The sequence below is a fragment of the Halalkalibacterium halodurans genome (assembly GCF_004376175.1).
GTDB lineage: Bacteria > Bacillota > Bacilli > Bacillales > Bacillaceae_D > Halalkalibacterium > Halalkalibacterium halodurans.
Map to the genome: position 1 here is coordinate 20,221 of NZ_SNUY01000029.1, position 25,835 is coordinate 46,055.

31 protein-coding genes and 2 pseudogenes are annotated in these 25,835 nt (G+C 42.5%); 6 read left to right on the plus strand and 27 right to left on the minus strand.

Annotated elements, in window-relative coordinates:
- Positions 1 to 173: 173 nt before the first annotated feature.
- The 23 genes from E2L07_RS10895 to E2L07_RS11005 all read right to left on the minus strand — a co-directional run bounded on the left by E2L07_RS10895 (position 174) and on the right by E2L07_RS11005 (position 17,757).
- Positions 174 to 1,058 carry a polyprenyl synthetase family protein gene (locus tag E2L07_RS10895; RefSeq protein WP_010898929.1) on the minus strand — a complete coding sequence of 295 codons (885 nt, stop codon included), beginning with the start codon at positions 1,056 to 1,058 and terminating at the stop codon, positions 174 to 176.
- Complete coding sequence (gene xseB / locus E2L07_RS10900; RefSeq protein ID WP_010898930.1) at positions 1,055 to 1,297, minus strand: exodeoxyribonuclease VII small subunit; 243 nt, start codon at positions 1,295 to 1,297, stop codon at positions 1,055 to 1,057. The genes E2L07_RS10895 and xseB overlap by 4 nt, the downstream gene beginning before the upstream one ends.
- Positions 1,284 to 2,660 (minus strand): exodeoxyribonuclease VII large subunit, encoded by a 1,377-nt coding sequence (gene xseA / locus E2L07_RS10905; protein WP_053430717.1) that lies wholly within the window; start codon positions 2,658 to 2,660, stop codon positions 1,284 to 1,286. Before xseA ends, xseB begins: the two co-directional genes overlap by 14 nt.
- Positions 2,661 to 2,672: 12 nt before the next feature.
- On the minus strand, positions 2,673 to 3,512 hold the full coding sequence (gene folD / locus E2L07_RS10910) for a bifunctional methylenetetrahydrofolate dehydrogenase/methenyltetrahydrofolate cyclohydrolase FolD (RefSeq protein ID WP_010898932.1): 840 nt from the start codon (positions 3,510 to 3,512) through the stop codon (positions 2,673 to 2,675).
- Positions 3,513 to 3,533: 21 nt separating this feature from the next.
- The gene (nusB, locus tag E2L07_RS10915) at positions 3,534 to 3,938 is read right to left on the minus strand and encodes a transcription antitermination factor NusB (protein WP_010898933.1); all 405 of its coding nucleotides are present in this window, start codon (positions 3,936 to 3,938) and stop codon (positions 3,534 to 3,536) included.
- Between the two features lie 234 nt (positions 3,939 to 4,172).
- Complete coding sequence (locus E2L07_RS10920) at positions 4,173 to 4,571, minus strand: Asp23/Gls24 family envelope stress response protein (RefSeq protein ID WP_010898934.1); 399 nt, start codon at positions 4,569 to 4,571, stop codon at positions 4,173 to 4,175.
- A gap of 29 nt (positions 4,572 to 4,600) precedes the next feature.
- The gene (accC, locus tag E2L07_RS10925) at positions 4,601 to 5,959 is read right to left on the minus strand and encodes an acetyl-CoA carboxylase biotin carboxylase subunit (RefSeq protein ID WP_010898935.1); all 1,359 of its coding nucleotides are present in this window, start codon (positions 5,957 to 5,959) and stop codon (positions 4,601 to 4,603) included.
- A gap of 12 nt (positions 5,960 to 5,971) precedes the next feature.
- Positions 5,972 to 6,481: an acetyl-CoA carboxylase biotin carboxyl carrier protein gene (accB, locus tag E2L07_RS10930; protein ID WP_010898936.1), complete on the minus strand. Its 510-nt coding sequence runs from the start codon at positions 6,479 to 6,481 to the stop codon at positions 5,972 to 5,974.
- Positions 6,482 to 6,605: 124 nt separating this feature from the next.
- Positions 6,606 to 6,959: a hypothetical protein gene (locus E2L07_RS10935; protein WP_010898937.1), complete on the minus strand. Its 354-nt coding sequence runs from the start codon at positions 6,957 to 6,959 to the stop codon at positions 6,606 to 6,608.
- 497 nt (positions 6,960 to 7,456) lie between these two features.
- Positions 7,457 to 8,821: an IS1182-like element IS662 family transposase gene (locus tag E2L07_RS10940; RefSeq protein WP_134228682.1), complete on the minus strand. Its 1,365-nt coding sequence runs from the start codon at positions 8,819 to 8,821 to the stop codon at positions 7,457 to 7,459.
- Between the two features lie 198 nt (positions 8,822 to 9,019).
- Entirely contained in the window at positions 9,020 to 9,655 is a 636-nt protein-coding gene (locus E2L07_RS10945; protein WP_010898938.1) for a SpoIIIAH-like family protein, read from the minus strand.
- A gap of 2 nt (positions 9,656 to 9,657) precedes the next feature.
- Positions 9,658 to 10,323 (minus strand): stage III sporulation protein AG, encoded by a 666-nt coding sequence (spoIIIAG, locus tag E2L07_RS10950; protein ID WP_053430715.1) that lies wholly within the window; start codon positions 10,321 to 10,323, stop codon positions 9,658 to 9,660.
- Positions 10,313 to 10,963 (minus strand): stage III sporulation protein AF, encoded by a 651-nt coding sequence (spoIIIAF, locus tag E2L07_RS10955; RefSeq protein WP_010898940.1) that lies wholly within the window; start codon positions 10,961 to 10,963, stop codon positions 10,313 to 10,315. The genes spoIIIAG and spoIIIAF overlap by 11 nt, the downstream gene beginning before the upstream one ends.
- Before the next feature lie 27 nt (positions 10,964 to 10,990).
- Complete coding sequence (gene spoIIIAE, locus E2L07_RS10960; protein WP_010898941.1) at positions 10,991 to 12,184, minus strand: stage III sporulation protein AE; 1,194 nt, start codon at positions 12,182 to 12,184, stop codon at positions 10,991 to 10,993.
- Positions 12,185 to 12,197: 13 nt separating this feature from the next.
- Positions 12,198 to 12,590: a stage III sporulation protein AD gene (gene spoIIIAD, locus E2L07_RS10965; RefSeq protein WP_041820716.1), complete on the minus strand. Its 393-nt coding sequence runs from the start codon at positions 12,588 to 12,590 to the stop codon at positions 12,198 to 12,200.
- A 20-nt stretch (positions 12,591 to 12,610) separates the two neighbouring features.
- Complete coding sequence (gene spoIIIAC / locus E2L07_RS10970) at positions 12,611 to 12,817, minus strand: stage III sporulation protein AC (RefSeq protein ID WP_010898943.1); 207 nt, start codon at positions 12,815 to 12,817, stop codon at positions 12,611 to 12,613.
- 34 nt (positions 12,818 to 12,851) lie between these two features.
- Positions 12,852 to 13,364 (minus strand): stage III sporulation protein SpoIIIAB, encoded by a 513-nt coding sequence (gene spoIIIAB / locus E2L07_RS10975; protein WP_010898944.1) that lies wholly within the window; start codon positions 13,362 to 13,364, stop codon positions 12,852 to 12,854.
- Positions 13,361 to 14,290 carry a stage III sporulation protein AA gene (gene spoIIIAA / locus E2L07_RS10980; protein WP_010898945.1) on the minus strand — a complete coding sequence of 310 codons (930 nt, stop codon included), beginning with the start codon at positions 14,288 to 14,290 and terminating at the stop codon, positions 13,361 to 13,363. Before spoIIIAA ends, spoIIIAB begins: the two co-directional genes overlap by 4 nt.
- 14 nt (positions 14,291 to 14,304) lie before the next feature.
- Entirely contained in the window at positions 14,305 to 14,586 is a 282-nt protein-coding gene (locus tag E2L07_RS10985) for a YqhV family protein (protein ID WP_010898946.1), read from the minus strand.
- A 386-nt stretch (positions 14,587 to 14,972) separates the two neighbouring features.
- Entirely contained in the window at positions 14,973 to 15,530 is a 558-nt protein-coding gene (gene efp / locus E2L07_RS10990; RefSeq protein WP_010898947.1) for an elongation factor P, read from the minus strand.
- A gap of 149 nt (positions 15,531 to 15,679) precedes the next feature.
- Positions 15,680 to 16,747, minus strand: a complete 1,068-nt coding sequence (locus E2L07_RS10995) for a M24 family metallopeptidase (protein WP_134229570.1) — start codon at positions 16,745 to 16,747, stop codon at positions 15,680 to 15,682.
- Positions 16,744 to 17,181, minus strand: a complete 438-nt coding sequence (aroQ, locus tag E2L07_RS11000; RefSeq protein WP_010898949.1) for a type II 3-dehydroquinate dehydratase — start codon at positions 17,179 to 17,181, stop codon at positions 16,744 to 16,746. The genes E2L07_RS10995 and aroQ overlap by 4 nt, the downstream gene beginning before the upstream one ends.
- A gap of 96 nt (positions 17,182 to 17,277) precedes the next feature.
- Entirely contained in the window at positions 17,278 to 17,757 is a 480-nt protein-coding gene (locus E2L07_RS11005; RefSeq protein ID WP_053430714.1) for a YqhR family membrane protein, read from the minus strand.
- 205 nt (positions 17,758 to 17,962) lie between these two features.
- Between E2L07_RS11005 and E2L07_RS11010 the strand changes: the two genes are divergently transcribed.
- Together E2L07_RS11010 and E2L07_RS11015 are read left to right on the plus strand one after the other, a co-directional pair.
- Complete coding sequence (locus E2L07_RS11010) at positions 17,963 to 18,940, plus strand: DUF1385 domain-containing protein (protein ID WP_010898951.1); 978 nt, start codon at positions 17,963 to 17,965, stop codon at positions 18,938 to 18,940.
- A 27-nt stretch (positions 18,941 to 18,967) separates the two neighbouring features.
- Positions 18,968 to 19,378 carry an SA1362 family protein gene (locus tag E2L07_RS11015; RefSeq protein ID WP_134229571.1) on the plus strand — a complete coding sequence of 137 codons (411 nt, stop codon included), beginning with the start codon at positions 18,968 to 18,970 and terminating at the stop codon, positions 19,376 to 19,378.
- Between the two features lie 42 nt (positions 19,379 to 19,420).
- Here E2L07_RS11015 and E2L07_RS11020 read toward each other — a convergent pair whose 3' ends face one another.
- Positions 19,421 to 20,311, minus strand: coding sequence for a patatin-like phospholipase family protein (locus E2L07_RS11020; protein ID WP_010898953.1), 891 nt, complete (start codon positions 20,309 to 20,311; stop codon positions 19,421 to 19,423).
- Between the two features lie 304 nt (positions 20,312 to 20,615).
- Between E2L07_RS11020 and E2L07_RS21235 the strand changes: the two genes are divergently transcribed.
- Both E2L07_RS21235 and E2L07_RS11025 read left to right on the plus strand, forming a co-directional pair.
- Positions 20,616 to 20,861 (plus strand): hypothetical protein, encoded by a 246-nt coding sequence (locus tag E2L07_RS21235; protein ID WP_243854944.1) that lies wholly within the window; start codon positions 20,616 to 20,618, stop codon positions 20,859 to 20,861.
- Positions 20,862 to 21,581, plus strand: a complete 720-nt coding sequence (locus tag E2L07_RS11025) for an alpha/beta hydrolase (RefSeq protein ID WP_276399889.1) — start codon at positions 20,862 to 20,864, stop codon at positions 21,579 to 21,581.
- A 53-nt stretch (positions 21,582 to 21,634) separates the two neighbouring features.
- Here the strand turns inward: E2L07_RS11025 and mntR are convergent, their stop codons facing one another.
- From mntR to E2L07_RS11040, 3 genes and pseudogenes are all read right to left on the minus strand, one after another.
- The gene (gene mntR, locus E2L07_RS11030) at positions 21,635 to 22,054 is read right to left on the minus strand and encodes a transcriptional regulator MntR (RefSeq protein ID WP_010898955.1); all 420 of its coding nucleotides are present in this window, start codon (positions 22,052 to 22,054) and stop codon (positions 21,635 to 21,637) included.
- A gap of 123 nt (positions 22,055 to 22,177) precedes the next feature.
- A pseudogene (gene splB / locus E2L07_RS11035) lies at positions 22,178 to 23,198 on the minus strand (spore photoproduct lyase).
- Between the two features lie 149 nt (positions 23,199 to 23,347).
- Positions 23,348 to 23,497, minus strand: a pseudogene (locus tag E2L07_RS11040) (IS30 family transposase); the annotation flags it as partial.
- Positions 23,498 to 23,923: 426 nt separating this feature from the next.
- Here E2L07_RS11040 and istA point away from each other — a divergent pair.
- Both istA and E2L07_RS11050 read left to right on the plus strand, forming a co-directional pair.
- Positions 23,924 to 25,348: an IS21 family transposase gene (istA, locus tag E2L07_RS11045; protein ID WP_134229504.1), complete on the plus strand. Its 1,425-nt coding sequence runs from the start codon at positions 23,924 to 23,926 to the stop codon at positions 25,346 to 25,348.
- Positions 25,345 to 25,835, plus strand: a 491-nt coding sequence (locus E2L07_RS11050; RefSeq protein ID WP_134229572.1) for an ATP-binding protein, incomplete at its 3' end; no start/stop codon positions are given. The genes istA and E2L07_RS11050, both read left to right, overlap by 4 nt.

Here is a 25,835-nt window from a genome sequence, read left to right on the forward strand (position 1 = left end):
GGCGCCTCAAGCCATCACAAGGAGCTTCATCGATGTGCCCTTTGGCGGATTTTTAGCCCCGCCTTCAAGAATGGAGGATTGACTAGAATACTGCACCACTCTTATTCTAAAAGACATTATACCATGAAATCAATCGAAGCTCAATTACATTAATTCCCTTCTTTGATCAGCAACTAATGGTTACGATTCACGACATAATCCGTTAATTCCTCTAATAAGCGATGGTTCATTTGAACACTATATAAATATTCCTTTGCCAGCAAAGTATGCAAGTGAAGCTTCTCTTTTGCCCCTTCGAGGGTTAATAGGCTTGGATAGGTGCTTTTTTGATTTCCATCATCGCTTCCAACTGGTTTACCAATGGCAGCTTGATCCCCTTCAACATCTAAAATATCATCTTTTATTTGAAAGAGTAAGCCTAATTCTCTTGAAAATCTACGTATGTTCTCAATATCTTGTTCAGATGCATCCGCAAGCCTTGCCCCTGCAACAATGGCGAACGAGAGAAGCGCCCCTGTTTTATGATGGTGGATATATTCAAGTCCCTCGACCGTTAGTTTTTGATTTTCTCCTTCGATATCAGCTACTTGTCCGCCTACCATTCCTTCTGGTCCAGCAGCCCTTGCAAGCTCTTCTATCAAGCAGAGTGTTTTGGCCGGGTCAACACCTTTCATTTTGGCCACAATCTCAAAGCTGTACGTTAATAATGCATCCCCTGCAAGAATGGCATGAGCTTCTCCGAACACTTTATGGTTCGTCGGTTTTCCCCGGCGAATATCATCATCATCCATCGATGGGAGGTCATCATGAATGAGCGAGTACGTATGAATCATCTCAATCGCACAGGCAAGGTCAATCCCCTGTGAAATATCCTTTTGAAAACTTTTCATCGTTGCCAATAGCAGCGCTGGTCGAATTCGTTTTCCTCCTGCCTTCAAGGAGTAAAGCATAGAATTTTTCAGCATGTCAGGAGAATTTAGTCGTTCAATATGTGCAGGCATCCGCTCTTCGATGATGTCTTTAATTTCATCTAAAAATTGTAACAGTTGTACACTCACTCTTGTTCCTCCTGCAATACTGTTTCCTCAAAATTCCCATCTTCTTTCAATATCTGATCCATCTGCTTCTCTACAGTTGCCAGCTTTTCATGACAAACCTTCGAGAGGTTCATCCCTTTTTGGAACATCGAAATGGCTTCCTCTAGCGGCACGTCCCCTTGTTCAAGCTGTTCTACCACTTCTTCAAGCTGCTCCATCGCCTCTTCAAAACTGAGTGGCGGTTGTTCATTTTTGATCATATCCTTCTCCCCCGCTTTCGCTCTCTATTTCTTTCACATCACAGATGAGCTGCCCATCAGTAACCCGAAGGTGCAAGCGGTCATTCATCCTTACTTGCTTCACCGATTTTATCAGCTCTTGAGTTTTCGCTTTATATGGTAACGCGTAACCCCTCTCCATGACTCGCAGTGGACTGAGGAGGTTCAAACTAGAAATGGCTTGTTGGAATTGCTGCTCTTTCCGCTCCATCATTTGTTGGAATTCTTTCTTCAATAAAACTTCTAGCTTTACTCTTGCTTGCTCCGCTTGCCTGAGGCGCCCTTCTGGATGGATTCGTTTTAAGCGGTATTCAAGCTGACTCAGTCGATCCTTAGCATCGCTAACCATTCGCCGTTGATGCTTCGTCAATCGCTCAAGCTGTTGATCAAGCTCTAATTCCTTTTGTTTAACCAATTGTGCTGGATAACGAAAGGCATACGATTTTTGCAGGCGTTGAAGGTGTTCTTTTTGCCTTTTGAGTAGTTCATGCTGGGCACGTTTTAGCCTTTGGGTATATTGGTTGACACGAGAGATGAGCTCTTTCAAGTCTGGAACGGCTAGCTCAGCGGCTCCTGTCGGTGTAGCTGCTCGTACATCGGCGACAAAGTCAGCGATTGTATAATCTGTTTCATGACCGACAGCTGAAATGATCGGAATGACCGACTGATAAATCGCTCGGGCAACAAGCTCTTCATTAAATGCCCATAATTCTTCAATCGAACCCCCACCTCGACCAACAATGAGAAGATCGAATCCACCTACCTCATTGGCTTGCCTAATCGCTTTTGCGATCGAATGAGGTGCTTCCTCCCCTTGCACGAGTACAGGGAGAAGCGTCAATTGAGCGATAGGAAAACGCCGTTTAATGGTTGAGGCGATGTCACGAATCGCTGCTCCTGTTGGCGATGTTACGATCGCAATTTGTCTTGCAACAGGAGGCAATGGCTTTTTGTTTTCTTCCTTAAACAGTCCTTCTTGTTCAAGTCGTTCTTTTAGTTGTTCATAGGCAAGATATAAGTTTCCGATCCCATCCGGCTGCATTTCAAGCGCATAAAGTTGATATTGACCAAACGGTTCATACACGTTCACTTCTCCGCGAACAATGACCTTCATTCCATTTTCAGGTTTGAAATTTAAAAAACGATTATTACCTGCAAACATCACAGCAGACATTTTAGCATGCTCATCCTTTAGTGTGAAGTACATATGCCCTCTACTATGATGCTTAAAGTTAGAGATCTCTCCTCGCATCCAAACGTCTTGCAATAACGGGTCATCTTCAATGGTTCGCTTCAAATGTCGTGTCACTTCTGAAACCGTCAAGATTGGCTGCTGACCTGCCATTTCACACACGCCCTATTCTTTCGCTGCTTGAATCGTATTGGCTAATAGCATCGTGATCGTCATTGGTCCGACGCCTCCAGGAACAGGGGTAAGATGGGACGCTACCTCTCGAACACTTTCAAAGTCCACATCTCCGCAAAGCTTTCCATCGACACGGTTAATGCCGACATCGATCACAACAGCGCCTTCTTTGACGTGACTTGCGTCAATAAAACGAGCTCTCCCAACCGCAACAATTAGAATGTCAGCCTGTTTTGTGATCTCAGTTAAATTTTTTGTACGCGAATGACAATATGTAACGGTAGCATGTTCATTTAACATTAATTGTCCGACTGGTTTACCAACGATATTGCTCCGTCCAACGACAACAACGTGCTTTCCGGCAATCTCCACATTTGCTTCTTGCAGCATGACAAGCACACCAAAAGGCGTACAAGGAAGGAACGTGTCTTCACCGATCATCATTCGCCCTACACTGATCGGATGGAACCCGTCCACGTCTTTGGCAGGAGAAATCCGTTCAATAACCGCCTGTTCCGAAATTTGTTCTGGCAATGGCAGTTGCACGAGGATACCATGGATCGTAGGATCGTTGTTCAAACGGTCAATTTCTGTTAACAGCTCCTCTTCCGAAGTGGATGCTGGAAGCTCTTTTAATACAGAATAAATTCCAATTTGCTCACACGCTTTTTGTTTTGAGCGAACATATACTGTGGATGCAGGATCATTACCAACAAGAATCACAGCTAAGCCTGGGGTGATTCCACGTTCTTTTAACTTGGTTACCTCTGATTTTAATTCGTCACGCTTTTTTGCTGCTAATGCTTTTCCATCTAATAATACTGCACTCATCGTCTCCACTCCCTTTAAAAATTATTTGTCTTTTGGTTTATAGGCTTCCATTGTTTTTGATAGAACACCATTTATAAATCGACCAGCATCTTCCCCGCCAAAGGCTTTTGCGAGCTCAATTGCTTCATTAAAAGAGACATTTTTAGGAATATCGTCCACGTAATATAGTTCATATAAAGCCATGCGAAGAATCGCTCGATCTACATTGCCGATCCGGTCCACGGTCCAGCCTTGAAGGTGATCTGCATATAGCCGGTCCAACTCCTCTTGGTGGGTAACGGTTCCGCTAACAAGGTCGCTCATGAACGAACTTGCCTCTTCCCCTTCGTCGAGAACACTTTCAATGGCTTTTTCCATTGATGTGTCGATAACATCCATTTGATAAAGAGCTTGTACAGCTCGAAGTCGTGATAAACGTCGATTCATGCTCATACTCCTTCTAATTGAAAACTTAAAGATAGGTTAAGTTTCCCCATTAATATGTTTGATCATAGCATAACATTTTTCGTAAAAACAGAACAATTGCAGAAAAGAGTCGGAACAACTTTCGTTTTCTGAATATTTTTGACCCTTTGTTTATCTATCAACGTTTAACTGATTGCTGAATCCTGTTTGATGAGTGCAAAAAAGCGACCCAAAATTGAGCCGCTTTTTGAGCCATTATTTAGTTTCTTCTTCTCCATCGACTGCTTCAAAATGCACGCCGACAATATGAACGTTTATGGATTGTAGCTCAATGGCAGTCATAGTTTGCAAAGCTTGTTTGATGTTTTGTTGAATTTTCTTCGCCACTTCTGGAACGGATACTCCGTAAAGAATAATGACGGAAACATCAACGATAATCCCCTCGTCATTCAAATCAACCTTTACACCTTTGCCATGATTTTTATAACCTAATTTCTCTGCCACTCCTGCTGCAAAATTGCCCCTCATGGTGGCGACCCCTTCAACTTCTGAGGCTGCAATCCCAGCGATTACTTCAATGACCTCTGGTGAAATTTCCACCCTGCCTAAATCTGTTTTTTGCTCTTCTAGGTCTAACAGATGGTTCTCGTTCATCCTTTACACCTCCATTGGAATGGACCTTACTATTTGCTCTCCTCCATGATGTTATAAATCTCTAAAAATTTCGTGTTGAAATCTCCAGATACAAACGTTTCATGGTTTAGCAAGCGCAAGTGAAACGGAATGGTCGTCTCAATTCCCTCTACCTCAAACTCTGCAAGTGCTCGCTTCATTTTTGCAATCGCCTCGTCCCTTGTCGCTCCGTGTGTGATCACCTTAGCAATCATGGAATCGTAAAAAGGAGGAATTGTATAGCCTGGGTATGCAGCAGAATCGACCCGAACTCCTAGTCCACCAGGTGCTAAGTAGCTTTTTAATTTACCTGGAGATGGCATAAAATTTTTCTCTGGGCTTTCTGCGTTAATCCGACACTCTATCGACCAACCATTAAATGTAACGTCTTCTTGTTTGTAGGACAACGGCTTCCCTGAAGCTACTTTGATTTGCTCTTTAATCAAGTCAATTCCCGTCACCATTTCTGTCACTGGATGCTCAACTTGGATTCTCGTGTTCATTTCCATAAAGTAGAAATCACCATTATTATGGTCATAAATAAACTCAACGGTTCCTGCCCCCGAATAGTTGACGGCTTTCGCTGCAGCAACAGCGGCTTCCCCCATCTCCTTACGCTTCTTCTCTGTAATTGCAGGAGACGGTGTTTCCTCTAATAGCTTTTGCAATCTTCGCTGAATCGAGCAGTCCCGTTCCCCTAGATGAATTACGTGACCGTGGTTGTCGGCAAGCACTTGAATTTCAACATGACGGAAATCTTCAATGTATTTTTCAAGGTAGACACCAGGATTCCCGAACGCTGTTGCGGCTTCTTGTTGGGTAATGTTAATACCTTTTCGCAATTCCTCTTCATTACGAGCGACGCGAATTCCCTTACCCCCACCGCCTGCTGTAGCTTTAATGATGACTGGATAACCGATTTGTTCCGCTACTGCTAAGCCGTCTTCCACACTCTCGATGATTCCTTCTGAGCCTGGGACGATTGGAACGCCGGCACGTTTCATTGTTTCTCTTGCCACGTCTTTCGTTCCCATTTTGCTAATCGCATCCGCACTAGGACCTACAAAAGTAATGTTGCATTCCCCACATATTTCAGCAAAATCGGCGTTCTCTGCTAAAAATCCATATCCAGGGTGAATCGCATCCACTTCAGTTAAAGTCGCTACACTCATGATATTCGTGAAGTTTAAATAGCTTTTTGCAGATGGCGTCGGTCCAATGCAATAAGCTTCATCCGCCATTCGTACGTGAAGGGCATCGCGATCAGCTTCTGAAAAAACAGCCACGGTTTCAATTCCTAACTCGCGACAAGCGCGAATAATTCGAACGGCAATTTCCCCGCGATTGGCAACTAGCAGTTTCTTTATCATCCAAATCTCTCCCTACTTTTGCGGCTCTACTACAAATAGAGGTTGACCGTATTCCACTAATTCGCCGTTCTCCGCTAAAACTTCGACGATCTTCCCTTTCACTTCCGCTTCAATTTCGTTCATTAATTTCATTGCTTCCACGATACAAACAACAGTATTTTCGCTAACATTATCACCGACCTTTACATATGGATCAGAATCTGGCGATGGTGCAACATAGAAAGTCCCTACCATCGGAGACGTAATTTTATGTAAGTTGTCAGTTGCTTTCGTTTCAGCCTCTTCCTTCACAGGCTCTGAAGCAGGGGCTGCTTGAACGGCTTGTCCCTTAGGTGGCTCTTGAACGGCCTGAACAACAGGGGCTGGAACTGGAGCGCTCTGAACAGGCTGTTGGTAAGCAACAGTCTCTCCCTGAGATTTTTTCAATACGAGCTTTAATCCTTCTTGCTCAAGCTTAAACTCGTCTAAATCGGATTGATCAACCGCACGGATCAACTCGCGAATTTCTTGTACTTTTAACATTAATCAGCTCTCCTCCATTTCTCGTTAGCCAACGTAATACGTTGTAAACTAAATGATCACATGATTCATTATAGCATATCCACAATAAAGAAAGCGCTTTCTTACCAAGTGATTCACCAAACGTTTATTCTTCTTGCTCCTCGCCTTCTTCTTTCGTGATGGCGTCAAATTTGTATTGGCGGAACACAGGGAACTCTGATAAATTATCAGGAATTTTTCCGTTTTCCAAAAGAATAATTTTCACAATATTTTTATTTCGTGCCATATGGTACTTTTCACCATATTCATTTTCAAGTGTATACCTTTTTAAGCTTTGATAATCTTCCTCTTGAATGGATACGGTGTAAGTCCCACCTTCTGTTTCATACTCATGTTGAAAGCCTACCTCAAACTCAACAATTTGAATATGGTCGTTTTTTAAATTTCGGGTTTGTTCCAATACGGCTTTTGCACCTTCGGTTAGTTCAGACCATTCCATGTCAATCTCTCCTTAGCTATAGGAATTACGCTGACCTATTATACCATGATGAAAAACGGAATGCATCCTCGCTTCGAACATCTCGTATTTTTATGCGAATTCTTCCTTTTTGATTGAGCTCAAAAGGCAGAAGCTAGGAGGGCGCCCCTCTTATACATATAACATTTGCCAGCAACTCACGTTTTCCTCCTTGTTGTCAATTGATCTTTTTACGTCAAACGAGCAAAACGCAATGCACTCGCTAAAAACTGGGGCCAAACAACAGAGAGCAAGAAATCGGTGAACCTACGTGACTGATCGTAGGATGTTCTCGGGAAATCGCTTTATGTTTGAGGCTTTGACTAAACCTCTCTAGTTATTCTTTCTTTAGGAAAGCTGGTTGGGCGCCTAATCGTTTGCTTTTTTTATACTTTTAATTCTTTGAATCAATTTCATAAAGCCTATCTCTTGAATCAGACAAGAATCCAATTTTCGTTTTATTGATTTTAAAAATGGATTTAAGCTGCTTGAATCATCTCCTTTTCGGAGAGTACTTTAGCTATGCGATCACACGCGAGTTTCGAACCGTTATAGACTAATTGTGTCAAATCAAAATGTACTTTTGCTCGTTTTCCTGTACGGTAACGAACATTATTTAATTGGAAGAATTCTTTAAGATAAGCGATGACGCGTTCGACTGCACTTCTTTGCTTGTAAAGATTTTTCCAAGCTTTTGAACCACGGGCTGGCGCTGTATAGCGACGTAGATCCGTCGTGATTTTCACTTTATAGACTTTCTGACAGAGCGTATCTTCTGCTAGCGGACAGTCTTTACACTCTTTTGGACGTGTATACTTTAGTGTCTCGTAAGTTGGGTCATAACTATCATACCGATATGAATGTTCGCGAACACAGGTAGGGGCAAAATACTTATCAAAGCCTACTGGTTCTGATTCATTCTTCTTGTTATAAGCAATAATGGACTGGGCACGGATCCGATAGATTTGTTCATAAATAGCGGGATAATCGTAACCTGCATCCAGTGTACTGTAAGAGATCGGAAGGATAGAAAGACGCTCATGAATGCCTTTTAATAAAGGGATTGCCGCTTTTCCATCATTTAGATTACCAGATGAGAATAGAGATTGAAGAATGTACTGACTTTTGGTTCCAACGGCTAAATGTCCTTTATATCCAAACCAATAAGCATTCTTTCCTTCACTATTTTTCTTAATGCCCCATTTAGGATCAGTTGGAACGGACGATCGTAATTCATTTAAAGGCGTATCAAGCTGAGATTCAATGGGTTTCTCAAAAACTGACAGAGCTGCTTCGCGTTCAGCCTGTTCTTGAACCCATTTCTCTTGTTCTTCTTTTGATTTACGCCCACGTTTTTTGGGTTCTGGTTTCGCTTTTTCTACTTTCGCTGGCGCTTGATCACGAGCTTCAATATGAGTCGCATCGATGGCAATGGTGTCGTCCATGACAAATCCTTCAATGATGGCTTGAAGAATCTGCGTTTCTTGAACACGTTCTAAAACATCTGATTCTTCTAATTTTGTGAGCATTCTTGAATAAGATGCTTCAGATGGAATCGCATCAGAAAGAAGGAATCCACAATCTAAACGGAACATGTAGTCATTCTTTAAACGTTTAATAAGATCTTTAATCGTAGGAATTCGTTCAAGAATTCTAGCTGTAAGTGAGTAAATCATCGCTGCGTAGTTTAGCTGAACAGGAGCACCATAAAGGGTTTTTTTCGATACAACAGCTAGAATCGGATCAACCTCAATTGTCGAAAATACCGCTTCAAAACGGTGGGTAGGTTCTAACTCATATAAATCTTGCAGGGCAAATAGGCTTCCTTGTCGTATAATAGTCATAAGGGAGTCTTCCTCCAGTCGTTAGTTTTGTGTGGTAACTTACTAATTCGACTTTTGGGGAGGTACTCCTTTTTTCGTGTCTTAAAAGCCTTACGAGACTAAGGGTTCAAATTATGAAATTTACTCCTTTACAAAAAATTTACTCTTTCTTATAAGTGAAAAAAGGGAGACGTTAGTACGCCCCCCCTTTTGTAACCATTACTTAGAATCATTATGATGTCCTACCGTTACAAGACGATCGGAACCTAGCTGTTTGCTCGCCATCACCATAATTTCGTTGGCTTGCTCAGCTGTAAGTTCTTCAGCTTGCACGATGATACGTACTTGCTCTTCTTCGGCAAGAACGAGCACATCATCGTACCCTTGTGCTTTGATCAACGTTTCCAATGTAGCTTCTTGCTGGGAAAGCCGTTGCAGTTCTTGACTCTTTGTGAACGCCTCGCTCTTCATTTCAGCGGTAGCATCTGGAGAGCCCATAATGTTCGTGTAGTTTTCAGCCATTTCTTCACGAGAGGCGATCATTTGGTTACGAATCGTCGCAAACACTTCATTGCTTGCCACATTTGAAATCGAGCCAACGTCTGAATCTGTCTCAGCCTCTGCTCCCATCTCCTCGTCCTCTTCTACCGTCACCTCTTCGCCTTCACCTTCAGCATCCAGATCGATGTCCATCTCCTCTAGCTGCCTTTCCATTTCTTCCTGCATATCGTTTAGCTCCTCATCCGAGACAAACGCAACATCTTCGCCTCCAGGGGACATCATGTAGTAAGCAGAAAGAACGACAATTAAGCTAAGCATTGTTAACAACCACACCGTTTGTTTTTTCAACACCATTACTATTCCTCCTTCGATTTCTTAGGCATAACAGACACCCGATGAGCTGGAACATCCAACACTCGACTGACCGCTTCAACGACCATCCCTTTGACTTGGGCATTTTCAACGCCTTCCGCTACAATCAATACCCCGCGGACTTGCGGTTTTTCCTTTTGTACAAGAAGAGGCTTCTCTTGATCCCCTTCTCTGACGATCACGACCTCCTCGTCTCGCGATACATCATCCACCTTCCGTGTTCCCCCTTCGCGATCGGTCTCATCGGTCTTTTGTTGCTTCGTGCTCGAATTTTTCTCATAAACCATTCGTTCCGTCTCTGCAAGGTTAATCATGACCGTTACATCTGAAATTCCTACAATTTGCTCCAAGCTCTCTTTGAGCTGATTTTCGTACTGAATTTCATATTGCTCCATTTCACTAGACTGACTGGAGGAGCGCTGACCGAATGTCTCCTGATCTTCTTGGCGATCGGTATCATCTTCTTGAAAAACAGGTGCTGTGTCTCCTTGATCATCATTAGGTGACAGCAAATTACCAACAATCATGAGCATTAACCCTATACAAAGAATGACGATCACATATTGAAAAGAGAACTTCCCCTTTTCTGCCCCTTTTTTATGAAATAATTTTTTCAACCACTGGCGATCTTGTTGTTCATCATGACCCATTCCCTTGCTCCCCTCCTTCCCATACCAACGAAATCATTTCCTCAGGGATTTGCCATACTTCGGCAAGATAATGAATGTACTTCTGATTCATTCGATCCTCCGTTGACACTGACTGAATGTCTTCGGTCTTTGATGCCAGATCGATCTGAACCGGGGAAACGACTTCGATGCTAACGGATTCATCATCGGCCTCCTCTGTTAATAAAACGGTAACCGATTGAACTTGATCGGGATGAAACCCCGATTCATAAGCGGTAGGTTCGATAACAACATCCACTGATTGAATTTGAACACCATACGTTTCACGGAACTCCTCCTCCACTTGTCTTTTTAATTGGACAGCCATCTGTTCAGAAATATATGCACGCATGTCGGATTCTATATCATCTTTTTTTGAATTCCAGTCCGATTCTACGGAAAGTTCTGATGTGCTCGTCGCTAAGGAAAGCTCTGCAAACCAAGTGTCTAAATCTTCCGTTACAATCGCTAAGACCGGTTGTAGCATCACAACTAGCAACAGCAAACCGACGACCATGCGCACATATCGTTGGAACATAGAGTTTGGAAGTAGCAGTTCCAAAATCGTTGCTAGCAAAATGAGTAAGATTAAATTCGTTAACCAGTCGGTTAGAAAACCCACGTCGGTTCCTCCCCTTTGTAAGATTCATTATCGAATCATCACCGATGCATTACCGGCCACAATCATTATCGTAATCGCGAGAAAAAACATTAAACAAACGACGGCCAGAGAAGCAAAAATGAAAATAATCGCCTTTCCGATAATCGATAAACAGTCCGTTATCGGACCTGCACCTAACGGCTGTAAGATAGCGGCTGAAATATGAAAAATCACCGCTAGAGACAGAACTTTAATTGCTGGAAAAGCACAGAGCATAAGCAGGATTGCCAGCCCAGCAACACCGACGGTATTTTTTAAAAGAAGCGACGCACTCATGACCGTATCGGCAGCATCTGTAAACATCCGGCCAACAACAGGGACAAAGTTGCCGGCAATGTATTTGGCCGTTCGAACCGTAATGCCATCTGTCACGGCAGTTGTTGCCCCTTGAACGGAGATAATCCCTAAAAACACCGTTAAAAAGACACCAAGAACTCCGACTGCGATCGTGCGTAAAAAGTTAGCCAATTTCGTTACTTTATAGTGATCGGTCATCGTGCTCACAATGCTTAAAACCGTAGAGATAAACAGCAAAGGTAAGACAAAATGGTGAATGACCATTCCACTCGTATTAACCATAAATACAATCAACGGATGAAACAAAGCCGCAGAGGTAATATTTCCGATTGCCGCCATCAGGGCAAGAAGAAGCGGTAAAAGGGCCACCATAAAATGGACCATGCTGGATATGGCTTCTTTCGTATAATCCATTGCCACGTGAAAGCTATTTAACGCAATAAGCATCAAGACCATATACGTAATGGCATACGCCACTTTGCTAATCGTCTTTTGTTCAAATGCGTTTTGTAATGACTGGAGCATCACCGAAAAAACAGAAAGCAAGATGATCGACCCGAGCAGCTTGCCGTTTACAAGCAATTCATGAAGCAAGTATTTTACAAGTCCCATTCCCCATTCATCTATGCGGAATTGCTTGTCCCCTCGTAGAAACTCCATCAATGATCCTTTTTGGCTTTCTGGTAAAAATCCGCCATATTCAGTCGCAATTTCATGCCAAAATTGTTGGATCTCCTCAATTTCTAAGCTTTCTATTTGCCTTTCAATAAAGGAGTCATTCAATGAATCAAGCTCATCGGCTCCAGAGGCGGCATTGGGAATGGTGAAGATAAAGAAGATTAGAATGGCGGTCATCGCCCAAAAATGTTTCGTCCTTCGCTTCATGACCCTCACCTCCTTAAGTTCCCGCCGATGGTAATAACGAAAGGATCATTTCAATGACTGCGGTTAAAATCGGAATCGCCATCACCAAGATCATAACTTTTCCGGCAAGCTCAATTTTGGAAGCGATAGCAGCTTGTCCTGCGTCCTTTGCAATTTGTGCGCCAAACTCAGCAATGTACGCAATGCCGATAATTTTTAGCAACGTCTGAACGTACATCATGTTGATGTTAGCGTCCTTCGCAATTTGCTCCAACAAGGCAATGACTCGTCCAATATGATCAATTAAAAATAAGAAGATAAAAGCACCGACAAAAACGACAAGAAGAAAAGCGATCATTGGCTTTTGCTCTTTTACAACGAGGGCAAGGAAGGTTGCGATTAAACCTACGCCCACAATTTGTATGATGTCAATCGCAACTCCCCCCTTTAACCTTGAAATAGAAAGACGCCTCGAATTTTTTGAAAGAGATCATCTACAATCGTCGCAACCATATAAAGGACGACGACAAACCCAATCAAGGTCACCCAATGGGCCCAATCCTCTTTTCCCATTTGCTTTAACACTGTATGAATCATGGCAACTACAATACCAATACCAGCAATTTGGAAAATGGTATTTACGTCATAAGCCACGAACATTCCCCTCCTTACACAGGCATGCCTTCTGTTACAGCATCATTAAAATGATGAGCAATCCTGCGAGCACCCCGAGACTTTTCATCATCCGTTCATAGCGGTATTGCTTATCCCTCGCCTCTCCTTCTTCCCTCTCCAAATGGGCGAGGGTTAGGCGCACTTGCTTTTGTTGTTGCTCACGATCATGCTGTCCAAGAGTGGCACCGAATTGAAGAATGACCTCTCGTTCACTCGCTAGCAAAGCAGTGTACTTCCACGTCTCATTGATCGCTGCTTCCCATGCATCATAAACCGTTTCTTCCTTTTCCTTAAGCCTATAGGAAAAGTGCTCGAATAAATAAGAGACAGGCTTCGGCATTTGTGCTGCAATATGTCCTGTTGCTTCTGCCAACGGTGTTAATCCGTAGACCATTTCTGCTTCTAACGATTGTAAAGCGACCTTCAGTTGCCGTAATTGACGAGGCCTTTCATGAAGGCGCCTTGCCAATTCAAACCCTGCCCATGTCGTTGCCATTAATATGAAAATTGCACCGAGAAGCTTCAACTGACATAACCTACATCTTTCGCTTTAGCATTGCGAATCCTGCGAACGACTCCAGGCTTAGCTCGCCTTTCTAATTCAATGCAACGATCAAATGCTTCAATCTCGAGGAGCTCTCGGATCGCTGGTCGTTTACTGACCTCTTCTAGCTCATATCCATGGGCAGTTGTCATCACCTTCACTCCTGCATGTAGGGCTTCTTGAATGGCAACACAATCTTCTTTTCGGCCAATTTCATCCACGATGAGCACATCGGGACTCATCGAACGGATCATCATCATCATCCCTTCTGCTTTCGGGCAGCCATCCAAAACGTCTACGCGCATACCAAGTTCATGTTGTGGAACTCCTTTGACAGCTGCTGCTATCTCTGAACGCTCATCGACGATCCCCACCTTTAATGGTGGAATGCCTTTGCGTGACCATCCGACACTGACAAGCCGTGCAAGGTCTCGTAACAATGTTGTTTTTCCTGACTGAGGTGGGCCAATAAGCAACGTATTCAACCATCCTTTTTGATAAACGTGGGAAATGAGCGGCTCTGCAGTACCAATTTTTTGCTTCGCAACACGAATGTTGAAGGAACTTATGTCACGAACTGTTTTGACATATCCTTTTTCTAGCGTGACCTTACCAGCAAGTCCGACACGATGACCGCCAGCCATTGTAATAAAGCCACGCTTCAGTTCCTCTTCAAATGCATAAATCGAATAAGCACTTAATTGATTTAATAAAAATTGCGCATCTTTTGTCGTTACGACATATTCACACCCCTGATGTTCTGGATAATGAGGGAGATGGTTTACAATCACTTCCAATGGACGGTGCACACGAATGCGAATTTCTTCCACATCTTTTTGGATGGACGGTGGTAGCTTCTTTAACAGTTGACGTATGGTTTCTGGCAACACAGCGAAAATCTCTTGCACCTTGATTCGCCCCTTTACTTTCGAATGCCGATTAAAATCAAGCAAACGCCCGTACCGATAAACAACAACCGCGTCGGTGACATACGGTCCGCCATACTTAGCAAACCGATCGTGATGGAAGAAAGAAAAATGACCGGCCCAACAATGGCAAGCATGGCGTTAATAGCAACCGCTTTTTCTACACTGTTAAGCTTTAACATTAACCCCGCTGCCGTTAATTCAATGAGACCTGATATGATTCTGAGGCCGACCATCACTAATAAAGCTGTTTCAAACACAAAAAGCCATGATTTCACAGACTGTCACCTCGAACTTGTACGCTCGTTCTTGTAAACTCTATGATCCACTGGACAAGTTGATGACAACCTTTTTATTGTCCAGATCATAAGAAAAAGGCTAGGAATGACTCCTAACCTTGAACGAACGATATTTCGTAGTAAAAACAGAGAAAAAGCGTTCCATCTCTCATAAACAATGACCCTCTATGGAGTGCTACGTTCGGATGGTTAATTACTAAGACTGCTTAAAAGGACGTGCCAGCCTCCACTTTATATTTAAAAAACTTTGGCTTGTCGTCACATCCTACTGCAAAAGCGTTGACCTTTACTCCTTTACAAAAGTTGAATTCTGAAAGTAAAAAACCGGTCATTTTCTCAATGGACCGGTTTTTTTACCCTATTTTTTATGCACGAGAGACATAATCACCGCTACGTGTATCGATGACTAGCACATCCCCTTCATTTACGAAAAACGGAACTTGAACGGTTAGTCCTGTTTCAAGGGTCGCAGGCTTTGTACCACCAGAAGCTGTATCACCTTTAATACCAGGCTCTGTTTCCGTAACCGTTAATTCCACGGTATTTGGTACTTCAACGCCAAGTGTTTCCCCTTGGTAGCTAATTACGTGCACTTCCATGTTTTCTTTTAAGAACTTTAATTCATGCTCAATCTGCGCAGTCGACAGTTCTAATTGTTCAAAAGTTTCATTATCCATGAATGTATGAACATCACCGCTTGCATATAAATATTGCATACGACGGTTTTCAATATGAGCTTTTGAAACTTTTTCACCGGCACGAAACGTTTTTTCTTGTACCGCACCAGTGCGTAAATTACGAAGTTTGGAACGAACAAAAGCTGCACCTTTTCCAGGCTTTACGTGTTGAAACTCCATCACTTGCCAAATTCCATTATCCACTTCAATCGTTAAACCTGTTTTAAAATCGTTAACAGAAATCATACGTAATTCCTCCATCTTCGGTTATAAGCATTTACCCATATGCTACTATACCACAGCTTTTCTCATCTGTTGATGAAAAATTGCAATTGCTTAATTAAGAAAACTTGTGAGTGATTTCCTGACCTCTCGCGTTCTTAAGAAAAAAGTGATCACTCTCCTACGAACAATAGTTCTTTCGGCGACTTTGTGAGCGAACGGTTCCCTGACTCTGTAATCACCGTATCATCTTCAATTCGTGTGCCGCCTACACCCGAGATATAAATACCCGGTTCAACTGTTACGACCATTCCCGGCTTCAACACGGCCTTTGATTTCATCGATAGTCCCGGCCCTTCATGAACTTCTAATCCTAGCCCGTGTCCGGTCGAATGACCGAAATATTCACCATATCCCTTGGCTGTAATGTGATCTCTCGTTAGGGCATCAGCTTCTTTCCCTGTTATTCCTGGCTTGATACCTTCCATCCCTTTTAATTGGGCTTCAAGAACCGTATCGTAGATTTTTCGCAATTCATCGTTAATGTCACCGACGGCCACAGTCCGAGTAATATCGGAGCAATATCCTTTATAGTAAGCACCGAAATCCAAGGTAACAAGCTCCCCTTTCTCGATGACCTTGTCACTAGCAACACCATGGGGCAATGCAGAGCGATAACCAGATGCGACGATAATGTCGAACGATGAACTCTCCGCTCCTTGTTTTCGCATAAAAAATTCAAGCTCATTCGCTACTTCACGTTCTGTTACTCCCGCTCGTATGTATGATGTAATATGGGCAAATGCAGCGTCAGCAATATTCGCAGCCTCCTGCATTATCTGAAGCTCCGTTTCATCTTTAATCAAACGAATGTTTTCAACAAGTCCAGCAACCGGAACTAGTTCGCTATCTACAAGTTTATTGAGCAGCTCGTATGTTTCAAATGTGAGATGACTTTTTTCAAATCCTAGCTTTTGAATACCGAGCTTCTTCGCTTGGTTAGCTATTTCTTCAAAAATAGTTCCCGTATGTTTTACAATATCAAACCCTCGTGCTTGTTCCTCAGCCTGCTCCACGTAGCGGAAGTCGGTAATGAAAATGGCCGCTCCTCCCGTTACGATCGCCGCACCGGCCGTCCCCGTAAATTCGGTGACATATCGTCGATTATACGGACTCATAATTAAAAGACCGTCAAAATCATGTTCATGAATAGCTGCACGAATACGCTCTAAACGATTCATTTTTTTTCCCCCTCCAATAGAGCAAGCATTGCCAATTCATAGCCGATAACCCCTAAGCCAACAATTTGTCCTTTTGTCACTGGAGCTGTGACAGATGTATGACGAAACGACTCCCGCGCATGGACATTGGATAAGTGAACTTCTATGACAGGAACTGATATGCTCGCAATTGCATCACGAATAGCATAGCTATAGTGGGTAAACGCACCTGGATTAAGAATAACTCCACTTGACCGCCCTTCAGCCTCATGAATCCAATCAATGATGTCACCTTCATGATTGGATTGCCGACAGTCAGCCTTATACCCTCGTGCTTCTGCAAACTTGATAAGGCGTTCATGCAAATCTGACAAGGTTTCACGGCCGTAAATGTCAGGCTCTCGCTTCCCTAAACGATTTAAGTTCGGTCCATTAATGACCATAATCGTCTCCACTCTTTTGCCCTCCTTTTTCTACGCATCATCACAGACATATAGAGTCATTGTAGCATAGGAGGGAAAAGTTGGCGAAAGGGAAGAAATGCCCACAGCTTATTGTTGCTGCTCTGCATATTCATAAGAGATGGAGAATCCGATAAAAGCACCGTAAAGAGCATAAAGGCATAATGTCGTAATAATCGTATTGAAATCTAAATGCTGGACCGTTTTTAAACCTGGAAAAATCGGATTGAGCACGTAAAAAACAATCAACCAAAGAATGAGCCCAAACCCTACTCCTGCCCATATAGAAAGAACTTTTGCTAAAATCGCCCGATACAAAAAAGCAACAGCAATGGATAGGAGTCCAATCGCAATTACCCCAATAAGCTGACCGATGTACGTCTCCTTCCAGTCACCTAACGCCCAAGGCATTAAGATTAATGCTGGACCGATTCGTACGAAGTTAAAGTAAAATGCCAAGTATCCGAGCAGGGACCAAAAAACTCCGCCTACAAAGCCGATGATCACTACCTTCGTTCCGTACGTCATTTGTTGCTCTCGTTTGCTTTGCTCCAATCGCTCTTCACTCATAGGAAGCACCTCCCGTTCGTAGTATATCCAAGAGGGAATCGCTCCACTCGTTTGGAATAAAAGGGCATTTTTTTGTTTAGTCTATAAATAGTCATTCATCCTTTTTATTCCCTAACATAGAGGTTTTTGTGTGTTTGATGTAAAATAAAAGAGGGAATATATTTTTTGAAGCAAATGATTTGCTGCAGATAGGTTGGTGACACATATGGCACAACAGGAAAAGCCAGCGTACGGTGGTCAAGCCGTTATTGAAGGCGTCATGTTTGGTGGGAAACATACGACGTTAACGACCATCCGGCGCATCGATGGATCATATGATTATTTAGAAGTAAAGAAAGAAACGAAACCTTGGATACAATCACTAAAAAAAATTCCGTTCATCCGTGGGGTTGTTGGGATTTTGGAAGCAAGTAGCTACGGGACAAAGCATTTAAACTTCTCAACAGATCGCTATGAAGTCGATCCAAAAGAGGATGATCAAATTGTCCCTGAAGAGAAAAAATCTAAACTCGCCATGATTTTTGGAGTCGCTGCGATTGGAATTTTATCGTTTCTTTTCGGGAAATTCATTTTCACACTCGTTCCAGTATTTCTCGCAGAAACGTTAAGTTTTCTTTTCCCTGGTCATGTTGCGCAAAACTTGCTTGAAGGCCTGTTTAAACTCATTTTATTGCTCACATATATTTATGCTATCTCCTTTACTCCGCTCATTCGAAAAGTTTTCCAATACCATGGGGCCGAGCATAAAGTGATCAATGCGTATGAGCGGGGCCTGCCGTTAACAGTTGAAAATGTGCAACAGCAATCACGCTTGCATTATCGCTGCGGAAGTAGCTTTATTCTCTTTACCGTGATCGTCGGTGTTTTTGTTTACTTGCTCGTCCCATTCGATAACTTATGGGAACGGGTCATTCATCGACTCGCATTGCTTCCCGTTGTATTAGGTACCTCATATGAAGTATTGCAATTAACGAATAAAGTTCGCCACGTTCCTGTTCTCCGTTTCCTTGGCTACCCTGGGCTCTGGCTTCAATTGTTAACAACAAAGGAGCCGAAGGATGACCAGGTTGAAGTTGCGATTCATTCGTTTGAAGAGATGCTGAAACGAGAACAATCGTATGAAGCAAGCCTGTCTGCCCCATCGTCCGACAGGCAAGCAATGAACGCATTAGAATCAAGTTAGTTAATTTACGGTTGGAGGTGATTAGCCTTGCATCGTACGTTCCATCCCCTCGTACTTCTCGTTATAGGGTTAGCGATTGTTGGGTTTGTCACGATGTTATTTACGAATCCATTAGGGCTCTTGCGTCAACTCATCATGGTTGCCGTCATTGCGGCCATCATCTATTTCGTCTTTCGTTGGATCGTATCAAGGCGGTATGGTAGCCCCGTAAAAGGCCAGGGGGCTAACCGCCCAACGGCCGCACAAATTCGCAAAGCGAAACGAACAAGCACGGTGCAAAAACAAAAAGAGGGTAAGTCCTTCGGAATGTTTTCTGACCGGACCCCATCCTCAACCAAAAGAAAGAAATCCCCTGCTCTAAAGCGCCGGGATGAGAATCCGCACCTCACCGTCATCGAAGGTAAGAAAAACAAAAAGAAAAACCGGGCCCTTTTTTAACCGTTAAAGGAGGCTAAATCCTACGGGGATCGCCTCCTTTCTTCATGACCATGTTGACAAAAATTGCAATGTTTCTTCTCTACCTAATTGGACTAGGGCCTTCTTTTGAGCTTCGTCCAAATCGAAGTCAGTTGCTTTGACGGATTGGACAGGAATAAAGACAATGTTCTTCGCATGATCCTTGGCAATATAGCGAAGATCATGAGCCCGAATCATCGTATCGAACAATGATTGATACAAATCCACCGCATTGTTGATTAAATGGGGCGCCATTTCTTCAAGCCCTGGTGTTAGTTGAAAGCCAATGACAGGTCGCTTTAACGGCTGTTTTTTCCGATTGTGAAACAACCAAATCGGGAAGTTACTTAAAATTCCACCATCCACAACATAAGAACGCTCACCTCTCCGCTTACGATTGTACAACTTCACCGGCTGAAAAAAGTATGGAATTCCACAGCTCATCCTCACAGCACGCGCCACAGAGAAACGTTCAGGGATAAGACCATAATCCTTTAAATCGTCGGGGAGAACGATCAACCTCCCACGGGAAATATCAGAAGCGACAATTTTCAAAGCCCCCTTCGGTAAATCGGCGAACGTTGATACTCCTTTATGGCCTAGTACTTGAATTAACCACTTTTCTAGTTGGTCCCCTTTGTACATGCCGAGCTTAAAATAAAGGCGCAACCATTTTGCAAACGGGAAAGGCATGACTTTTCCGCCGTCTTTAAACATTTTTCCGTCTAGCTGTTCCATAATGGAAAAAAGCTCGTCACTTCGATAACCTGAGCATACGAGGGAAGCGAAAATCGCCCCTGCACTCGTTCCTGCCACCCGGGTAAATGAAAACCCATTCTCCTCTAAGACTTGCAATGCACCGATAAAAGCGAATGCTTTAACGCCACCACCAGCAAAAACACCATCCACATTCATCGTTCACGCCCCCTCCCCTATCATCATATGACAGAGGACGACAGCACTTTCAAAAAATACAGTGTAAACAATAGAGTAGCTCGGCCTTTTCTCAACTCCCTTCATCAACCATTGATAGCCAAAACGTTTCAAAACCCGATATCATGTTTAACCTTATGTTAAAGTAGAAATCTGATATGAGCCAATGCATAGTAGTCGTGAACGATTCCCTTGACATCATTAAAAGCTTTCATATACATTCATTTCAATTACTACTATTGAAAACTCTCTAAATGCTTTACTTAGTAAGAAAGGAGTGATTACGATGGACCGTCAGACAATTGCCCAAAAGTTTCAAGAACGTATTCTCGGTCTCTTATTTTACCCTTATCACTCACGAATACTTCAAACATTTACCCAAAAATGGCGGGACCGAATCGACCGTGACAGAAGCAATGCACTCGAACCGAGCACCATCCCTTTTGTCCAACGAGAAGAAAAAATTCTCCCTACCTCGTATGGTGGAACTCGCGTGCTCATCTACCGCCATGATAAAACATTAAATAGCTAAATACCAGTATATGTAAACATGCACGGTGGCGGTTTCGTCATGGGAAATGCGGAGATGGATGACGTTTGGTGTAGAGTCATAGCTGATCGTGCCAATTGTGTAGTGGTCAATATTGATTACAGGCTCGCACCACAGCATAAATTTCCAACTGCTGTTTATGAATGTTATGAGGTGGTCCAATGGCTTGTCGACCATCCTGAGCAATTCTCCATCACCCCTCAGAAAGTAGCCATTGGCGGTCATAGTGCTGGAGGTAACTTAGCTACGGCTGTCTGTCTGTTAAATTTAGAACGAGGAAATGAACTTCCAATCATCTACCAAATAATCGACTATGCACCGCTTGACTTACATACAGACCCAGCTCTGAAGCCATCATTCAAGGACGCAATCCCAGTAAAGATGGCAAGGCTATTTAATGCTTCTTATGTAGAGACTGAGGAAGATGCCCGCAACCCATTAGCGTCTCCTCTTTTTGCTGAGTCGCTTCAAGGATTGCCAGATGCGCTAGTGATTACTGCTGAGCATGATTCGCTTGCGGCCGAGGGGGAGCAATATGCGGAAAGATTAAAACAAGCTGGTGTGAAGGTGACATACAAGGACTATAAAGGAATGCCCCATGGGTTTACTCATGTCGGTGACCTAGCGGTAGCAGAACACGCTTGGCATCTCATGTGCGACAAGTTAAAGGAAGCGTTTTCAAAGTCCTGCGAGCCTATGTAAACATGCTCTACTTCCTTTACTTACAGAAAAAGCTGCTGAGTTCAACTCAGCAGCTATTCTTCGTTTTTTTTCTGAACTTCCCGCAAGTCATTCAACCTGGATGGATCTTCTTGAAAATACTGGACAAGATCACCGATCCGATCAATGGCATCCCAGCTAAGATGATGCTCGATTCCTTCCACATCTTCGTATATATGGTCACTGTCGACACCAATCATTTTTAGAAAGTCTTCCAACAAATCATGGCGATACACGAGTCGTTTGCCAATTTTCTTTCCTTTTGCCGTTAAAATAAGGCCTCGATAGCGTTCATAAACTAAATAATCGCTTTTATCCAGCTTCTGAACCATTTTTGTAACAGATGAAGGGTGCACCTCCAATGCCTCGGCAATATCGGATACACGAGCATACCCTTTTTCTTCAATTAGTAAATAAATTCGTTCCAAATAATCTTCCATGCTTGGCGTTGGCATGTGGTCCCCTCCAATTTCAAACAACAGCTACACTCTGTCTTCTAAAATCCTTTGCTTTGCTACACTCGAGAAATTATTGCAACAATATAATTTTACTATAGATAACCAAATAGAACAATCATCTTACGTAAAGTATTCGATGGTCGCTTGGGGGAACATTTGATGGATATAGCCTTCTATCGCCTCTTTTAATGCCTCAGCTTCCTCGTCCTTATATACATATTTGCCAATGCCATAGCGACCCCATTTGTATTTTCGTTCTTCTTCTTCCATTTGTAACTTCGTTTTCGGATATCGCTTCATAATGACGCGCTTTGCCGGCTTCGTGAAGCGATGTTGGATCAATTCAAATGTTAAATCGTTACGGCAGCTTCTTGGCAGCGTTGCCTCTAATCGTTCAAACAGCTCTTGGTACCCCCTCTGCCAACCGTAAAATAATCGGAGCAACGATAAAACCAAGAGGATAGCCAGCCTCTGCCAACTTTTTCGCCGCTTCCAGCCGTTCTGAAAGACTGGATGTCCCTAGCTCGAAATGACGCACAACATAATCTGCATTCACGCTAAAACGGAACCTCGTTTTCCCATTATGGTTGGCATCAAGTAAATGATTGACATGATGATACTTCGTGACAAAGCGCAAACGACCATATTCTGTTTGTCCTATGTGCTCAATCGTCTTTTTTAACGAGTGGGTTAGGTGGTCAATGCCGACGATATCTGAAGTACAAGCCGCTTCAAACCGAGTAATCTCAGGCTCCCGCTTGTGGATGTATTGATCCGCTGCTGCAAAGATCTCCTCTAAATTCACGTATGTGCGGATATACGGCTTACTACCTAACGTTGTCTGCAAATAACAGTAATGGCAATGCCCCATACACCCTGTAGCCAGAGGGATCGCATACTCAGCAGACGGCTTCGACGTATCGAACGTCAAGGTTTTTCTTACCCCGATCACAAGGGTTGATTTTGCATTCCGGTATTGTTGTAGTTCATTTTTTCCGGGGATGTTTCGCACTTGGTTGTGGGAAGTCGTTTCCCTAAGCTCGACATCCATGTGTTTAAATTTTTCCACGAGGGTTCGTCCGAGCTCATACTCAAGTGCCCTTGGCTCATAATAGACGAGCTGTGGTAGAAATGGCTCCATCTTCATTCGTGCACATCCTTTTTTACTTAGTGTGCACGTCACACCCCTTTTTCACATATCCACATAATGTTAGAACCGTTAGCCAGCAAAAAAGAGTGTAGCTTTGAAATAAAATTTGATCAAAAATTTTCCACAAACCCGTATGAAAAACTGCGATTGTCCATTTTTACTGCAAGATACATCCGTGTTTTTCGCTCTGAAACCATTGTATCAAGCTCCCAGTGACCAAATGTTGTTCTTTTCTTTACTTCTTTTGAACTCTGATCAATCGAAGTACCAATGTTAAAACGTCCTCTAGTGGGAGTAGCTCATGATAAACCTCCGTGTAAGGGTTGTGTGGTAACTTCATTTTACGCGAAGGATCATGGGCTTTTTGTGTTTATTTTTAGGTGTGGCACTTAATATTACAATTCGTCATATAAAAACACCCCAAAAGATAGATTTTCTACTATAACTTTTGGGGTGCAGCACCCAGAAGAGCTGATTACTATTATAAATTACACTTTTGCAACGTTAATTTATTTACGAACCGTGGTTACTTTCCTAGTTATCGAATGTAACACATTGACATTTGTGTATGGCAAAATAAAAGTGCAGAGCTTTGCAAAGGAAAAATGCAGAGTCCTGCACTAAATTTTTGTGCGTAAACAAAAAAAGACTTGCCAGTCACCCCAAGTCCCACTACAGTAATTGTGTCAAGCAATTGGTAGTGGAGGTAAGAAAGGATGCTAGCAATGTCTGATATTAATTGTATCAAACATTTAAGAAATAACAAAGGTTTATCTATTTCAGAAATACAAAGAACAATGGGAATTAATTGGCGAACAGCTAAGAAGTATGCGGATGAAGATCAACTCCCTAAACAGAAATCATTTAAAAAGAAAGGGATGATGTATGAGGAAAAGTGGGGAGAAATTGTTTCAGATTGGCTTTTTGAGGATTTAAAGTTAAGGAAAAAATTAAGAAGAACAAAGAAACAAATATTTGAAGAACTAAAGGAAATGGGTTTCCAAGGTTCTTATCGTACTGTTTGTTACTTTATCTCTGAATGGATGAATACTCACCAAGAAGAAAAGGATAAAGGGTATGAAAGATTAGAACATCCTCCGGGTGAAGCTCAAGTAGACTTTGGAGTAATGGAAGCTGTACAAGATGGAGAAATTGTGGATATTCATGCTTTAGTTATGACGTTTCCTCATAGTAATGCTGGATTTGCAGTACCGTTACCAGCTGAAAATCAAGAATGCTTCTTACATGGCCTCAATATTCTTTTTAAACAGGTTGGGGGAGTACCTAAAAGGATAAGAATCGATAATTTGACCCCCGCTGTGAAGAAAAAAAGGACAAAAAATGAAGAAGCACAATTAACTGATGAATTTGTTCAATTTCAGAATTATTATGGCTTTGATGTGCAGGTATGCAATCCAAGAAGTGGCCATGAAAAAGGAAATGTTGAGAATAAAGTTGGATATATACGCTATAACTTTTTTACTTCAGCTCCAATAATGGACAGCTATGAGGGTTTAACGGATCAATTATTTCATAAATTAGAGGCGGACAGAAATAGAATTCATTATGCCAAAAACGTACGTATTGAGGACTTATGGCAGGAAGAGCGGGATTATCTTCTAGCCTTACCAGAAAAGCCCTATCCTGTATTTAAAGAGCATCTTGTTAAAGTAAACAAATATAATGAAGTGAAAGTGGACCAGACGTTGGTTCATGTCCCTAAGGGTGGCAACTATAGTCAATTACAAATGATATTAACATGGGATCAATTAAAGATTGTTTCACCTAATGGGGAGATATTATTGGATGACTATCGGCCATATATGAAAAAGCGAAAAGCATTACCATGGCTTTCAATAATTAAAACATGGATTCATAAACCAAGGGTTGTAGAATATTCGCGCTATCATAAGTATTTACCGGGAAGAATTAAAGAATTTTTGTTGGTAGATAATTTAATTATTCGACGAAAACGATTAGAAGCTCTAGCTAGTTTATTAGTTTCTCATGACATGAAGAAGATTAATGAAGAGTTCTATGAATTAATTGCACAGGATAAGCTACCTAGTGATAATAATCCTTATGAAGTGGACTGGAGTAAATACGATTCATTAGCTCCTAGAGAGGAGGCTGTCAATTGAAACAGGACATTAAAGAATTGTGTAAGTCATTGAGGTTAGCTTATGTTGCGGATGTATACGAGCAAATACCGTTTGAAACTCCGGAACAATTCTTGTATGGGCTACTTAAGGAGGAAATAAGATTAAGAGAAAAAGCGAGAGCAATCCGCTTGATAAAAAAGGCGAAGTTCTTAGATAAAAAGAGTTTACATGATTACGAGTGGACCGAACAACTTCGGTTCCCTCCTCACTTAACCAAAGAGGATTTGTGTAGCCTACAATTTATTGAGAATCGAGAAAATGTAGTTTTAGTTGGTTCACCCGGGACAGGGAAGACTCATTTAGCCACAGGACTAGGGAGAAAAGCTTGTGAACTAGGTTATGAGGTTCGTTTTTACCGTGTTGCCCACCTAGTTGAGGAATTAGAGCAAGCTTTACGTAACAACCGTTTATCAGCATTTAGAAAACGGATGGAGAAGGTTGATTTGGTCATTTTAGATGAAATGGG